The sequence below is a fragment of the Thermococcus eurythermalis genome (assembly GCF_000769655.1).
Taxonomy (GTDB): Archaea; Methanobacteriota_B; Thermococci; order Thermococcales; family Thermococcaceae; genus Thermococcus; species Thermococcus eurythermalis.
The window spans coordinates 646647-661939 of the sequence record NZ_CP008887.1 but is presented as its reverse complement, the minus strand read 5'-3'; the positions used below and the strand labels follow the sequence as shown (position 1 = coordinate 661939).

Sequence of the window (15293 nt, the reverse complement as noted above, 5' to 3'; positions counted from 1 at the left end):
TTTCTCTTTCCTTATCTCTTTACGGCAGAGGAATCCTCTCGACCTCAAGCCTGTCCCACGTGGGGTACTCCTCAACGATGAAGAACTTCACGTCGCCCTCGATTGCCTCCGCCAGCTCGACTGCCACTTCTTCCGGCATCTCAATCCTGCCCTTCTCGCGGTTGATGTAGAGCCACTCCTCAGGAACCTCCGCTTCTTCCACGAGGAACCGGTAGAGCTCGTCGAGGTCGTCGTATTCAGCGATGCCAAAGCGGAGCGTCCCGTCCTCCGTTACCTCCATGTAAGGTTTAGCCACGTTCTTCGCCATTCTCCTGAGCCTGTTCCTGAGCTGGACGGCGTCCTTGAGCTTGGCGGTGCAGAGGTGGTAGCTCAGCGAGGTGTTCTCCTCGCCCCATTCGAGGAGCTTGAGGCCGAGCTCAAGGGAGCCCTTTATGGCGGAACTCTCGTCGCTTACCGGCTGGTAGCCCATGTCGAGCATCGTCTTAAGGGTGACCTCGCTGAACTCAAGCTCGTTCACGTTGAGGAACTTCGCGCCGAGACTGTCAAGGAACTCCGCGTACCACTTCATCTTCTCGAACTGCCCCGGAATCGAGGGAATCTCGCCGCCGATGTCCCAGTCGAAGTCGAAGGCATTTTTTATGTTCTCAATCTCGACCTTGAAGAGCTTCGAGTTGGGATTGAAGAGGTCAGGGTGAAAGCGTATCTCGTCGAGGCCGGCATCGTAGAGCTTCTCAAGGTTCTTCTTCGTGGCGAGGGCGCCGGTGGTGTAGAGGTGGACGTGGAAGTCCTCTCCAAAAGTCTCCTTGAGGACCCGGATGTACTCAACCGTCCTGTCGAGCCTAGCAAGCGGGTCTCCGCCAGTAACGCCCACTCCCCTGGCCTCTTGAATCATGGTCTCCTCAATGACGTCGTCAATTTTCTTGACTGGCCTCTCGTTGGCATACACGACATCGCCACGCCTCCAGGGGCTCAGCGGGCAGTAAAAGCAGTTCCTCGGGCAGGCTCCAGTTGTGAAGAGGACGAGCTTCTCACCTCTAACGCAGAGCTGACAGCCTTTGGGGAGCTCTCTCACAGCGTATGAAAAGTAAGGCGTCTCCCTGACCATCGACTCACCTCGCTAACCCTAAACGCGGGGGAGAGCTTAAAAAGGTTGGCGGGCAAAGTTGTGGAGATGCCTATGAGGGAGAAGCCGAAGTACCTGCCGCCGACGCTCCGCGAGAAGCACCGCTACATAGCCTTCCAGGTCATCGGGGAGAGGCCGTTTAAGAAGGACGAGATAAAGAGGGCAATCTGGGACGCGAGCCTCTCAACGCTGGGAACCCTCGGATCGGCGAGGGCAAAGCCCTGGTTCATCAAGTTCGACGAGAAGAGCCAGACCGGGATAGTCAGGGTGGACAGGAAGCACGTTGAGGAGCTCCGCTTTGCCCTGACCCTCGTGACCGAGATAAACGGCTCAAAGGCCATCTTCAGAACCCTCGGTGTTTCCGGAACAATAAAAAGGCTGAAAAAGAAATTTTTGGCCGAGTTCGGCTGGCGTTAGCGGAGGAACGGGACGGCCCTGTCAACGGCCCCCTCGTAGACCCTCATGTACCTCCTGCAGGCGTTCTCCCACGTGAAGTCTTTCGTTGCCCTCTTCCGTCCGTTCTCGCGGAGCCTTCTCAGAGTCTCCTCGTCCAGCTCCTTCGCGAACACCATTGCCCTGGCAAGGGCAAATGCGTCCCTCGGCGGGACGAGCAGTCCGGTGGCGTTCTCGGGGTCTGTGTTGAGGTCTATTATTGTGTCCTTGAGTCCGCCGACAGCACTGCCTATCGGCACTGCGCCGAGGCACATAGCTTCTAGCTGGACTAAGCCAAAGGGCTCGAAGTAAGACGGAATCACCACGAAGTCCACCGAGCCGTAGAGCTCCCTGACCGTCTCCCTGCTGAGGAGCTCAGTAACAACTCTAACGTTCTCCGGGAAGCGGTTCTCAACGGCCCTGGCCCAGGCCTCCAATCCTGGGTCGCCCTTACCGATTATGATGAACCTCATGTCCTTGAAGGCAGGGTCTGAAGAGAGTATCTCTATAGCCCTAAGGAGCGTATCAACTCCCTTCTGGGCCCTGTCGAAGCGGCCGATGAACATGAAGGCCTTCCCGTCGCTCAGGCCGAAGCGCTCCAGTATTATCTTCCTCCGCTCTTCCCTCGGCTTGTCCGCGTTCTCAAGGAGCTCCTCATTCCAGAAGGAGCAGTCTATGCCGTTGAAGACGTGCGTGACCTTGCCGTCAAAGTTCCTGAAGAAGTCCCACTCCTCCCACAGGTAGCTCCTGCTCACGGTGGTGACCATGTCTGTGATGTAGCCGGCCGTGTGCTCAGGGTCAATGTCCGGGTAGGGGGCGAGCTCGCTCAGGTTCGCCTCGTGGAAGAGCCAGGCCGGGACTTTGGCCTTGTTGAGCCTGTGGACTGTGAATACGCTCCTTACCCCGAAGTACTTCTTCAGGAGGCCGAGGGCAAAGGCGGTGTGCCAGTCGTGGGCGTGGACTACGTCCGGCTTGAACGTTTCAATGAGGTCGTTCATCAGCCCGACGGCCGCTTTTCCGAAGAGGACAGTTTTTTTTAGCATGGCTTCCCAGCTCGGCCCGTAGACGTCCTGCTCGCTCAAAAGCCCGCCGCCGAGGGAGTAAACGAGGACGCCGTTCTGCTCCCTCCTCCTGACTGTTACCTCGACTTCTTCCCCGAAGGCGGAGACCTTAATGGAGCCGATTACTTCCCCGAGGTTCCGCCCGTGGTCTGGCGTGAAGACAACGACCTCGTTGCCGAGCTTAACTAAGCCTTCGGCTATGCTAGTTATCGCCTCTGCAAGGCCTCCAACCTTGACCGGAAGGTACTCGAAACCCAGCGTTAAGACTTTCATTAGGATACACCCCCAGATGCTAATCAAAGGGTGAACACAATCACAACGGCTCGCTTACCGTAAGTCTGATATCCGTGCTCTCGTAGTCCTCCAGGACAGCAAACATGCCCCCAACTTTCACAATTCCCCCCTCAGTCTCTACGTGAAGGTTGTTAATCGCCTCCCTGAGCGAGAGGGTGTACCCCACCACGAGCCCGCTTATGGTCTCCTCCTTCCCGGTCTCAACGTGCTTGGCCCTGATTGTGGCCATGAGGCGCCTGTCCTTGAGGTGTCTGGAGGCAAAATCAACCGCGTGGAACATGGCAAAAAACCGGAGGTCGTCGGGGTTGTTAATCACCTCCAGCCTCAGCGCCGACTCCTTGAAAATCTCTATTATGAGGCTGTAGTGAGAGAATATTATCTCAGGGTAGGTTGACCTAAAGGCGGGAAGGTTCTTTGATTTGAATGCAGCGTTCTGGACGGCAACAACCTCCTTGCCGTCGGCCATCCCTATAATGTGGTTGAGCCTTTGAAACTCCCTCACAAACAGGTTGCCCCTGCCCCTGAACTTGGAGGGATCCGGAGCCTTGTCGGTGTACACAGAAAGTGTTACTCCCCGCTCGAACGTCCGGAGCAGGTCTTCCTCCAGCTGCCCCCAGAACTCGCTGGGGACAACAACGATTACCTCGTTCTCGGCGGAATCTATCGCCTCCCTGAACATTTCAAGGGCCTCATCAAGGCTTCTGCTCCTCCAGATTGCTGGCCGGTGGTCGTCCCGCTTTACGTCGCGCAGAGCTTTTTCCAGTTGCTCAACTATCGTCTCAAGCTCCTTCTTAAACCTGAGGAACGCTATCCTCGGTGAGTAGGCAGCATAGACTTTGGGGCTGCCCTCTATCTCTGTGACAAACCCCCTCGCCTTCAGGGACGAAACCGTGTCGTAGACCCTGTTATATGGCACCCCGCTTTTTGTTGATATCTCCTTTGCAGTGCTGGGGCCATAGACGAGGAGCGTCCAGTATGTCAGGATTTCATATTTTGTAAAGCCAATCTCGCTCAGCGCCTGCATGAGGTTTGAGGGGATTTCCATTCGTCACCACCCACATGCACAAAAAATAAAGGTGTTAAGAAAGTTTGGCCAGAAGGTCAAGGTACCTTTCAAGGTGCTTGGTGATGATGAAATTCCCCTTGACCCTCTCTTTGGCCTTCCTGCCCATCTCCCTTGCGACCTCGGGGTGCTTGATGAGGTATATGGCTTTCTCCGCGGCCTCGTTGACGTCCCTAATGAGGAACCCCGTCTCCCCGTCGATGATCTGGAGCTTTATCCCCCCAACAGCCCTCCCGATTACCGGCTTCTCCTTCCACATCGCCTCGGTAACTGTCAGGCCGAAGCCTTCCCTGATGGACATCTGAAGGACTACGTCGCTTGCCCTCTGGAAGGCGTTTACCTCCCTCGCGTGGACTCCGTTGAAGTTAGTGAGCACCTTGACGTCGTAGTCCTCACCGATTTTCCTCAGGGTCTTCTCGAAGTACACCCACCCCTCCGGGTCGTCGTGGGCCATTACACCGACCAGGAGGAGCTGGACGTCGGGGATTTTCTCCTTGACCTTCCTGTAAACGTCAATGACGTCGAAGACGCCCTTCCACGGGTCAAAGCGGGCGACCTGGGTGAGGATTGGCCTGTCCGGGTCGACGTCAAACCTCTCAAGCGTCATGAGTACCTCAGTCTCGCTCAGCTCCATGTTCTTCTCGCTGAGGGGGTCAATTGATGGCGGCATTATGACGACTTTGTCCCCCTCAAGGTCGCTCTGTACGTACTCCTCCATGTGAAATATGTACGCGTCGTATTTTTCCACGAACCGCCTCAGGAACTTCCAGAACTCCATGTTGGGGTCGCTCAGGTCGATGTGGCACCTCCATATCCACGGCCGCTTCTTCTCATAGAACTCGACGAGCGGTGCCGGCTGCGGGTCGTGGATGAGCACGTAGTCGAAGGAGCCCAAGTCAACGTCCCCGGCGTTCTTCCTGTTGGTCTCAATGTAGAGGCGCTTCATATCTTCGGTTAAGCGGAGCTCCTTGTTCCCCTGGAGGGCGTTGTGGAAGCTCTTCGTGACGTTGAAGAACTCATCGGTGCCCTCGATGACGAACCACCTGGCGTCCAGCCCAACGTCCCTCATCAGGGGAACGAGGTTGTGAAGGATTTCGGCGACGCCACCTCCAAAGGACGTCGAGTTCACGTTGGCAAAGGTCGCGCCTTTTACGCGCTCCGCCTTTTCAAGTATCCTGTTCAGGGCTTCCTCACCGATTATTCCCTTGTAGTCCTGGAGCCTCTTTCCCGTTCCCCCAAACTCAGTTACCTCAAACATGCAACCACCTCACTCTCCCTTTATGGCACCAGCGGTAAGCCCGCTGACGATATACCTCTGGAAGATGAGCGCCAGTATGACCAGCGGAATTGTCGAGATTGCAGAGGCGGCCATTATGTTGCCCCAGGGCACCTCTCCGTGAACTCCCTGGAACAGGGCTATGCCCACGGGCACCGTCCTGGCTCTGTAGTCCGTCGTGAAGAGCAGGGCAAACATGAACTCGTTGAAGGCCGCTATGAAGACCAGGAGGGCCGTTGAAAACAGGGCCGGTGCAGACAGCGGCAGTATGACCTTGTAAAGCGTCTGAATTCTCGATGCGCCGTCTATCATGGCGGCCTCATCGAGGTCCTTGGGGAGCTGGGAGAAGTAACTGAGGAGCATCCAGAGGGCCAGGGGCAGTGTCCACGCCACGTAGGGGAAAAACAGGGCCTTGTAGGTGTTTATCCACCCCAGCTTTTCAATGAACTTGAACAGGTAACCCACCAGGCTTATCTGCGGGAACATCGAGACTCCAAGGACAAAGATGGGCACCACGAGCCTGCCCCTGAAGTTTATCCTTGAGACCGCGTACGCTCCTAAGGCGGAGGTCATGACGGTCGTGATTGTCACAATGGTGGCTATGACAATGCTGTTCCTGAAGTAGTCCAGGAAGTGGAGCGTCGGGTCGCTGAGGACTGTCCTGTAGTTATCCAGCGTGAACTCGAAGCGGACGTAGGGGGACCCCAGGAAGGTCGCGTCTTTTGTGAACGAGATTATTATCATCCAGACGAATGGAAAGAGGCACACCAGCACCATCAGGGCCGCCCCGATGATTAGCAGGGCCTTTTTGAGGAACTTCTCGTTCATTTCAATCCCTCCTGGAACCGTCCTACCTTGAGGTACACCACCGTAAAGCTCAGGACAGTCAGGAAGGTGATTATCGAGATTGCAGAGCCGACGCCGTAGTCACCGAGGTTGTAGTAGTTGAAGGCCAGCATGGAGAGGGACATCGTGGCTCCGCCCGGCCCCCCGCCTGTGAGGACGTAGATGACGTCGAACACCCTCAGGGCGTCTATCGTCCTCAGCGTCACCGCGACTATCAGGACAGGCCTGAGGAGGGGCAGGGTCACGTGCCTGAACCTCTGAAACATGTTCGCCCCGTCTATGATGGCGGCCTCGTACGTGTCACCGGGTATGGCCTGAAGCCCCGCAAGGAGAAGGAGCGTCATGAAGGGCGTTGTCTTCCACACGTCTGCAAAAACCACCGCAAAGAACGCGCTCAGGGGGCTTCCAAGCCAGTTAACACCACCCAGCCCAATTGAGTTCAGAATCCAGTTAAAGAGGCCGTAGCTGTAGTTATACATAAGCTCCCAGGTTCTGGCAGAAATTATGGTGGGAACCGCCCAAGGGATAAGGACTATAGCCCTCAAAATTCCCCTTCCTTTCATACGCTCGTTCAGTATGAGCGCAAAGGCCAGACCGAGTATCGTCTCAAGACCGACACTCACGAGGGAGAACGACACAGTAACGAAGAGGGAGTACCAGAACTCTCTCTTGCTGAGCACGTTAATATAGTTATCAAGCCCCACGAACTTAAAACCCGGGATAAAGGTCACGTCCCTGTGCAGGCTTATCCAGAAGGTTCCAAGAACAGGTATTATGATGAAGAGCACCACAAACGCCAGCATGGGGGACAGCATTCCATAGGCGAGCTTCTCTTCGGGGTACCTTGCACCACCCATTGGCACCACCTCATTGGACGTCGCAGACCCGCTGAAAAAAGAAAGAACAGGAACTTCAGCCGTACTGCTTGACCAGCTCCTCGGCCTCCTGTTGGGCCTTGTCGAGGGCCTCCTGTGGGCTCATGCTACCTGCAAGGGCCGCATTAACGTACTTCTGGATAATCTGGCTGAGCTGTGGGTAGTACGGGACGATTGGCCTCGGAACTGCGTTCTCGAAAACGCTCCTGAGGTTCTTCAGGTGGGGAGCGGCCTTCAAGACGTCCTGGTCATCGTAGACATCCGTCCTTCCGGGGTTCCAGCCGAGGTTTATGGCGAAGTTCTTCTGCTGCTCGTAGCTCTCAACGAACTTAACGAAGGCCCAGGCGAGCTCCTTGTTGTCGGAATACTTGTTTATACCGATGTGCCAGCCTCCAAGGGTGGCCGCGCTCTTGTGTCCAGGGAAGTGCGGGAGCGGGGCTATCCCAACCTTGCCCTTGACAGGGGAGTCGTTGGCGTTGTGGAGTCCCCATGCGTACGGCCAGTTCCTCTCAAATGCGGCGTTGCCCTGCTGGAACGTAAGCCTGACGGGCTCCTCGGTCATCTCGGTGTAGGTGCTCGGCGGTGACACCTTGTACTCGTGTATCAGGTCCACCATGAACTGAAGGGCCTCGACGTTCTCAGGCTTGTTCAGGGTCGGAACCCACTTGCCATTCTCAAAGTGTCCGAGCTCGCCGCCGTTGCTGTATACATACTCGACGAAGTCACACACGAGCCCTTCGTACTGTTTACCCTGCCAAACGAAGCCCCAGAAGTTGGGGTTGCCCTGCCTCTCGCCCTCCTGTATCTTCTGAGCCATCTCTACAAGCTCATCCCAGGTCTCGGGCGGCTTGTCGTAGCCGTACTTCTGGAGGAGGTCTGTCCTGTAGTAGAGCAGGCCGGCATCAACGTAAACAGGAAGTGCCCAGAGCTTTCCGTTCTGCCTGTCGGCAAGGTTGATGACGCTCTGGAAGAAAACACTTAGGTCGTAGTTGTCCCTCTCAACATAAGAATCGAGAGGCTCAAGCCATCCGGACGCAATGAACTGGCCGAGCCAGGCGACGTCCATCAGAAAGACATCAGGATCACTCGACTTGGACCTCAGCGCGTTCACGAGGTCGAGTCTTCTCTGGTCGGTGTCAGTTGCCTGTCTCTTAAGCTCAACCGTGACTCCCGGATGCTCCTTCTCAAACTCAGCAATGACATTCTTCCAGTACTCAATTTCGTTTGGAGCACCGCCAACTGCAAAAACAATCTTCCCTTCAAGCTTGGTGCTCTCAGTGCCGGTAGTGGACTCTGAGGTTCCACCAATGCAGCCGCTGGCTATCACGGCAGATATCACAAGACCCAACAGAACTATCCCCCAGAGGGGCCTTTTCCCCATGCTCATATGAGGACACCTCATGATGGTATGTATACTAAAAGTATATATGCTTTGTGGTACCGATACAGGCACAAGAAACGATATGTACACCAAAGAACAAAAATTAACATCGAACCAATTTTTCAATCTCGGCTGCACCATAGAGTATCCACAAAAACGCGTTCTCCACGACCAAAACTCGACCGGACAGGTTATAAGACCTTTGAGGATATAGCTATATACTCGACGTATACAACAGAGCCATAAAAAGAAAAGCGGAATCACTCAAGGAGTATGAACTTCTCTCCCTCGACGTCTTCGAAGTAGCTTCCGATTCCCCCGACCTTGAGCTCCTTACCGTCGCTCCTGACGGTTATGTTGGCGGTCAGCGGGGTGTACTCGTAATCAACTACTTCGCCTTCAATGGTAACGGGCTCCTTGGTGTCAACGAGCCTTCCAACGACCTCAATTTTCTTCGGGAGCTTGACGTACTTCAGGACTGTAATGAGAGTCCTGATGTTCACCAGCGACAGGGGCTTGGGCAGGGCCTCGTAGTTGAGGGGCTTTACGACCTCGCTGTTGTCGAAGTAAATCGTGTAGAACCAGTGCATGTAGTTCTGGATAATCTTGGGGCTCTTGGCCCAGAAGGAGTAGAACTTCTCGCGTCTTTTATCCCGTGGAAGGGCACCGAAGAAGAGGGCGTAATCTATGTCACCGATTACCCAGCTGGCCATTAACCAGGGGGCTCCTCCAGTCCTCGCGAGGAGTATGTTGTCGGCCCTGAGCCAGTCCGGAATTTCCTCACCCACGTTCGTGATTATAACAAAGATTATATCCTTTCTAGCCCTGATATCGCCCTTCAAGAGCTTAAGGAACTCCAACGGGGTGTTTATCAGAACCTCGTGCTTTGCAGTCCTTATCACATACTCCGCGCGCTCAACGGTGTTGTCAAAGCCCTGGATTGTCCATACCTCCGGCAGGTCCTCGCCGTGAACCTCGCGGTAGAGCTCAAGGAAAGCCTTCTTGAGGTTCTCGATGTCCTCTATGAAGTCCTCCTTTATCTTCTCCAGAACGACCTCAGGGTTGACGGGCTTGTAAAGCCTGGGCGAGCCCTGCATGACGTCAACGAACCCCTTTCTGTGGAGGGAGCTGAGAACGTCGTAAACCCTCGTGTGCGGAATCCCGCTCTCCTTCGTTATGTCCGTGGCCTTGCTGGGGCCGAGTTTGAGAAGAGTTATGTAAGCTAAACTCTCATACTTAGTAAGGCCGAGCCTCTGGAGCTTTTCAATTATTTCCTCCTCCCTCATGATATGACCTCCAACCTTTTAAATTTCACCGGCGGCAGTTTATTCATCAGTAGTGATACGTGGTGGTGGAAGTGTATAAAACTTTCGGGTTCAGGGCTGACAAGAAATTTGGCAGAGTAGCCGAAGTCGAGTTTTCAATCCCCTATGGGGGAGAAAAGTATGCGTATCTCCTCGGAAGCTTCAACGCCTTCAACGAGGGCTCCTTCCGAATGAAAAAGAAAGGAGAACGGTGGAGCATCACGGTCGAGCTCCCTGAAGGCGTCTGGCACTACGCGTTTTCCCTTGGGGGGAAGTTCACCGTAGACCCCGAAAATCCCAGGAGAGAAGCATACAGACGTATATCGTACAAGTTCGAGAAGGAGACGAGCGTCGCCGTCATCAAGGGGCCGGGGAAGTTTTTCCACAGACCCAGTGCGGTCTACCTGTATTCCTTCGCCGGGAGAACCCACATCATATTACGGTCTGAGCCCAATCTGGTAAAAGAAGCCTCCGTTGTTCTTGGGAACGAGAGCTTTCCCGTGAGGAGAAAAGCCGGCGATGAGCTTTTTGAGTACTTTGAGGCCGTCCTGCCCAAAAAAGGCGAGATCGAATATCGCTTTGAAATCCGGAGAAAAGATGGAGAAATCGAGACCCTCGGGCCCTTCAGGGCTAGTCCCTATAAACTGGAAGCCCCGAGATGGGTTTTTGACAGGGTGTTCTACCAGATAATGCCGGACAGGTTTGAGAAGGGCCTTCAGAATGCGCCAGAAGAAGGGCTCCGTGGGGAGCAGTTCCACGGCGGCGACCTTGAGGGGGTAAGGCGGAGGCTGGAGCACCTCGAAGAGCTCGGTATAAACGCTCTCTACCTCACCCCCATATTCGAGTCCATGACGTACCACCGCTACGACGTTACCGACTACTTCCACGTTGACAGAAAGCTTGGAGGGGACGAGACTTTCTCCCGGCTGGTCCAGGAGCTTAAAGAGAGGGGCATTAAACTCATTCTCGACGGGGTCTTCCACCACACGAGCTTTTTCCACCCGTACTTCCAGGACGTTCTCACAAAGGGGGAGAAGAGCCGCTACAAGGACTTCTACCGGATATTGGACTTCCCCGCTGTCCCTGAAGAGTTCCTGGAAGTCCTGAACTCCGACCTCCCAGGGGTGGAAAAATACAGGAAGCTCAAGGAGCTAAAATGGAATTACGAGTCCTTCTTCTCTGTATGGGCGATGCCGAGGCTCAACCACGACAACCCAGAGGTAAGGAGCTTCGTGAGGGATGTAATGAAGTACTGGCTCGACAGGGGGGCAGACGGCTGGAGGCTGGACGTCGCACACGGCGTCCCCCCTGAGCTCTGGAGGGAAGTCAGGTCAGCCCTCCCAGAGGACGCGTACCTGATGGGGGAGGTCATGGACGACGCCCGGCCCTGGGTCTTCGACGCCTTTCACGGCACCATGAACTACCCGCTTTACGACCTCATCCTGAGGTTCTTTGTGGAAAGGGAAATCACAGCGGAGGAGTTCCTTAACGGTCTTGAGCTCCTAAGCGCCCGCCTGGGCCCGGCTGAATATGCTATGTACAACTTCCTCGACAACCACGACACCGAACGCTTCCTCGACCTCGTCGGGGACAAGAAAAAGTACCTCTGTGCCCTCGCCTTCCTGATGACGTACAAGGGAATCCCCTCGATATTCTACGGCGATGAAATAGGGCTGAAGGGTCGGCTCAACGGCGGCCTGAGCGCAGGCAGGGCTCCAATGACCTGGAACCTGGGAGAGTGGGACACCGAAATCCTTGACGTCACGAGGACACTCATTAACCTAAGGAAAGAGAGCAGGGCACTCCAGCTCGGCACTTTCAGACCGCTGAAGTTCGAGGATGGCCTGCTCGTTTACGAGAGGGCCTACGAGGAGGAGAAAGTTATGGTGGCCATAAACTACTCAGGAGAAGAAGCAGAACTGGAGCTTCCTGCAGGATATCGGAAAGTAAGGGGAGCACAGCGCATTGTGCTCCGCCCGTGGTCTTTTGCTGTGCTCACTTTCAAGGAGTAGACCCCTATGTACATTTTTATCCAGACCCACAAGAGTGGGCAGGTGAGCGCAAGATATATATATCACCAAGAATGATACTTAATCACCAAAGATGAGGCGGGTGATAAAGTATGAAAAAGGCCCTGTTTGCCCTGATTTTGGTAGGCCTTATGGCCTTTAGCGTAGTGGCCAGCGGCTGCATCTCCTCGAACGAGGAGAGCACGAGCCAAACCACCAGCTCTTCGAGCCCCAATGAAACAACCACGAGCTCCCCGTCCCCCACGGAGACAACCACTCCTACGCCCGAGGAGACGGAATGTGGAAGCGGAAAGGTCGTAATCTGGCACAAAATGCAGCCCAACGAGCTTGAGGTCTTCCAGAGCCTCGCAGAGGAGTACATGGCAATGTGCCCCGAGGTTGAGATAGTCTTCGAGCAGAAGCCGAACCTTGAGGACGCCCTCAAGGCCGCCATCCCGACCGGCCAGGGCCCAGACCTCTTCATATGGGCCCACGACTGGATTGGGAAGTTCGCCGATGCGGGCCTTCTTGAGCCCATAGACGACTACGTCACCGACGACATCCTAAACCTCTTCGTCCCGATGGGCCAGGACGCAATGCAGTACAAGGGCCACTACTACGCCATGCCCTTCTCCGCTGAGACCGTCGCCATCATCTACAACAAGGACATGGTCAGCGAGCCACCCAAGACCTTCGACGATATGAAGGCCATAATGGAGAAGTACTACGACCCGGACAACGAGAAGTACGGAATAGCCTGGCCGATAAACGCCTACTTCATCTCCGGCATTGCCCAGGCCTTCGGTGGTTACTACTTCGACGACCAGACTGAAATGCCAGGCCTTGACAAGCCCGAAACAATAGAGGGCTTCGAGTTCTTCTTTAAGAACATCTGGCCATACATGGCCCCGACCGCCGACTACAACACCCAGCAGAGCATCTTCCTTGAAAAGCGCGCCCCAATGATGGTGAACGGCCCGTGGAGCATAAGCGACGTCAAGAAAGCTGGCATAGACTTCGGCGTCGTCCCGCTCCCGCCGATAACCAAGGACGGCAAGGAGTACTGGCCGAGGCCCTACGGCGGAGTCAAGAACATCTACTTCGCCGCGAGCATAAAGAACAAGGAGGCCGCCTGGAAGTTCGTCAAGTGGTTCACCACCAATCCCGACGTTATCAAGGAGCTCTCACTCCAGCTCGGATACATTCCAGTCCTTAAGGGAGTCCTCAACGACCCAGAAATCCAGGCTGACCCCGTCATCTACGGCTTTGGCCAGGCAGTCCAGCACGCCTACCTGATGCCAAAGAGCCCGAAGATGGGCGCAGTCTGGGGCGGTGTTGACGGAGCCATCAACGAAATACTCAAGGACCCGACCAACGCCAACATAGCCGAGATCCTCAAGAATCACCAGCAGGAGATACTTGAAAACATAGAGGGTTGACTTCTTACTTTTCTACAATTTTTCTTGGAGGGGTCAAATATGAAGAAAACAACAATGATTGCCCTGTTCCTAATACTCCCAGGAATTGCAGCATTTTTGTTCTTCAACATGTGGCCGATACTGTACTCGGTTTACCTGGCGTTCACCAACGCACAGCTCGGAAACTTCCCTATCCAGGCCCCCAATGCGCCACCGCTTAAGCTCGTCGGACTGGAGAACTTCAAGTGGGTACTCAGTGACGAGAAGTTCAGGAGGGCCTTTCTCTGGACGTGGTTATTCGTCCTGACCAGCGTCACCCTGAAAGTCGTCGTCGGCGTCCTCCTCAGCCTGCTCTACAACAGCAAATACGTGAAGGGTAAGATGATATACCGCTCCCTGCTCATAATCCCCTGGGCCCTGCCCCTGCTCTTCTCGGTCACCGTCTGGAAGTTTATGTTTGACCCGATTTTTGGCCCCATAAACCAGGTACTCAAGTCCCTCGGAATCAGCGGGCCGAACTGGATCAGCGACCCCACCTGGGGCTTCATTGCACTCAACCTGATTGAGGTCTGGCTTGCCTACCCGTTCATGGTGACTGTAATAACAGCGGCACTGCAGTCGATTCCGGACACCCTGATAGAGGCGGCCATAATCGACGGTGCCAACTACTGGCAGAGGGTCAGGCACGTCGTCCTGCCCGTCGTTGGGAAGCCGATAGCATTCGCAACGATACTCACCAGCGCGGCGAGCTTCCAGTACTTCATGGTGCCATACATCTACAACGCGGGCCTCTTCGAGGACAAGTTCATACTGCTCTACGGCTACAGGAAGGCCTTCGGCGCCAGCCCGCACTACGGCAGGGCCGCGGCGATAATGGTGATAGCCACGCTGGTTCTTGCCGTCTACATGTACGTTAACGTCAGGATAACGAAGCTCCAGGAGGGTGCCAAAGGATGATGGGGAGACGCAAGGGGGAAGTCCTTAAGAGCTTCCTCATGACCCTGCTGGCCATCTTCGTCATGTTCATCATACTCTTCCCGGTGTACTACATATTCACAGTCTCGCTGGAGCCGAGCTCAACGCTCGCGACCACTGAACTCCACCTGATACCCAGAAACGTCAGCCTTGACTCATACCGCGAGGTGCTCTTCGGGTTCTCCGGAGGTAAGGTGAGTGAGAACTTCACTGGAACCATCGAGGGAAGCGCCTACATCAAGGACGGCAAGCTGTACCTCGTAGAGGGAACGATAAAGGGCAAGGTCAAGTACGGGCCATTCACCGGACTGGTATTTGAAGTCCCCGTTAAAAACAAGGTCTTCGACGTCTCAGCGGAAAAGAACGTCCAGGGACAGCTGAAGGGAGAAGTTAGAGGTGTTTTTACCCTCACGAGAATAAACGAAGACGGCACAATCGGCTTTGCGGTAATAAAGGACGTGGAGCTGAAGAGCGGAACAGTTGACGGAACTTCAGTCTCAGGCCCGATGGAGAAGTATGTTGTCGTCAGGAACAGCGGAACCGTCAGCTTCACGGCCATCGGCAAGTTCGTGAACTCCAAGTTCTTCGGCTACCTGAAGAACAGCCTCATCATAGCCACATTAACAGTGTTGCTGACCCTCGTTTTCGTCGTCCCAGCGTCCTACGCGTTCTCCAGAATGCAGTTCTTCGGCAGGGAGCACGTGCTGTACTTCTACCTGATGTTCACTCAAGTGTCAGGAGGTCTCGGAATCGCAGGGCTCATAGCGCTCTACGGTATGATAGTCAAGCTCGGCCTATACGACAAACTGCCGGTGATGTCCCTCATCTACGCCGCCGGAAGCGTCCCGTTCAACACGTGGCTCCTCAAGGGTTACATTGACTCCATAAGCCCCGACTTCGACGAGGCGGCGCTTGTCGACGGCGCCAGCTACCTGCAGATAATCAGGTACGTCCTCCTCCCAATGGCACTGCCCGGAATAGCGACCGTTGCAATCTTCGCCTTCATAGGCGGCTGGACGGAGTTCGTCCTTGCAAGCCTGCTGCTGACCGGGAACAACCAGCCACTTTCAGTCTGGATATACACCCTCATGGGCGGCATAGGCAGGGGAATAGACTGGAGCTACTTCGCGGCCGCTGCCCTGCTGTTCGCCCTGCCGGTGTTCGTGATGTTTATGCTCGCCCAGAACTACATAAGGAGCGGCCTTACAGTTGGAGGTCTAAAGGAGTGAGGTGATA

Annotated in this window: 13 protein-coding genes; 5 read left to right on the top strand and 8 right to left on the bottom strand. The window is 55.0% G+C overall.

Features of this window, described 5'->3' with window-relative positions:
* Positions 1-19: 19 nt before the first annotated feature.
* A complete protein-coding gene (locus tag TEU_RS03495) occupies positions 20-1105 on the bottom strand; it encodes a radical SAM protein (protein WP_050002476.1) in 1086 nt (361 codons plus the stop codon).
* 72 nt (positions 1106-1177) lie between these two features.
* Between TEU_RS03495 and TEU_RS03490 the strand changes: the two genes are divergently transcribed.
* Complete coding sequence (locus TEU_RS03490; protein ID WP_050002475.1) at positions 1178-1540, top strand: ribonuclease P protein component 2; 363 nt, start codon at positions 1178-1180, stop codon at positions 1538-1540.
* On the opposite strand, the gene TEU_RS03485 is transcribed toward TEU_RS03490, so the two are convergent.
* The 7 genes from TEU_RS03485 to trmBL1 form a co-directional block, all read right to left on the bottom strand.
* Positions 1537-2889, bottom strand: a complete 1353-nt coding sequence (locus TEU_RS03485; protein WP_050002474.1) for a glycogen synthase — start codon at positions 2887-2889, stop codon at positions 1537-1539. The two genes, TEU_RS03490 and TEU_RS03485, sit on opposite strands and share 4 nt — an antisense overlap.
* 40 nt (positions 2890-2929) lie before the next feature.
* Positions 2930-3955 carry an HTH-type sugar-sensing transcriptional regulator TrmB gene (gene trmB / locus TEU_RS03480; RefSeq protein ID WP_050002473.1) on the bottom strand — a complete coding sequence of 342 codons (1026 nt, stop codon included), beginning with the start codon at positions 3953-3955 and terminating at the stop codon, positions 2930-2932.
* A 34-nt stretch (positions 3956-3989) separates the two neighbouring features.
* Positions 3990-5231 carry a trehalose synthase gene (gene treT / locus TEU_RS03475; protein WP_050002472.1) on the bottom strand — a complete coding sequence of 414 codons (1242 nt, stop codon included), beginning with the start codon at positions 5229-5231 and terminating at the stop codon, positions 3990-3992.
* Between the two features lie 9 nt (positions 5232-5240).
* Complete coding sequence (gene malG, locus TEU_RS03470; RefSeq protein WP_050002471.1) at positions 5241-6077, bottom strand: trehalose/maltose ABC transporter permease MalG; 837 nt, start codon at positions 6075-6077, stop codon at positions 5241-5243.
* Complete coding sequence (locus TEU_RS03465) at positions 6074-6952, bottom strand: carbohydrate ABC transporter permease (protein WP_050002470.1); 879 nt, start codon at positions 6950-6952, stop codon at positions 6074-6076. The genes malG and TEU_RS03465 overlap by 4 nt, the downstream gene beginning before the upstream one ends.
* 55 nt (positions 6953-7007) lie before the next feature.
* A complete protein-coding gene (locus tag TEU_RS03460) occupies positions 7008-8351 on the bottom strand; it encodes an ABC transporter substrate-binding protein (RefSeq protein WP_394297636.1) in 1344 nt (447 codons plus the stop codon).
* Between the two features lie 260 nt (positions 8352-8611).
* On the bottom strand, positions 8612-9637 hold the full coding sequence (gene trmBL1, locus TEU_RS03455; RefSeq protein ID WP_050002468.1) for an HTH-type sugar sensing transcriptional regulator TrmBL1: 1026 nt from the start codon (positions 9635-9637) through the stop codon (positions 8612-8614).
* Positions 9638-9708: 71 nt separating this feature from the next.
* Between trmBL1 and TEU_RS03450 the strand changes: the two genes are divergently transcribed.
* From TEU_RS03450 to TEU_RS03435, 4 genes are all read left to right on the top strand, one after another.
* A complete protein-coding gene (locus TEU_RS03450; RefSeq protein ID WP_050002467.1) occupies positions 9709-11667 on the top strand; it encodes an alpha amylase N-terminal ig-like domain-containing protein in 1959 nt (652 codons plus the stop codon).
* 110 nt (positions 11668-11777) lie between these two features.
* Positions 11778-13103: an extracellular solute-binding protein gene (locus tag TEU_RS03445; protein WP_050002466.1), complete on the top strand. Its 1326-nt coding sequence runs from the start codon at positions 11778-11780 to the stop codon at positions 13101-13103.
* Positions 13104-13142: 39 nt separating this feature from the next.
* Positions 13143-14039, top strand: coding sequence for a carbohydrate ABC transporter permease (locus TEU_RS03440; RefSeq protein ID WP_050002465.1), 897 nt, complete (start codon positions 13143-13145; stop codon positions 14037-14039).
* The gene (locus tag TEU_RS03435) at positions 14036-15286 is read left to right on the top strand and encodes an ABC transporter permease subunit (protein WP_050002464.1); all 1251 of its coding nucleotides are present in this window, start codon (positions 14036-14038) and stop codon (positions 15284-15286) included. The genes TEU_RS03440 and TEU_RS03435 overlap by 4 nt, the downstream gene beginning before the upstream one ends.
* Positions 15287-15293: the final 7 nt, after the last annotated feature.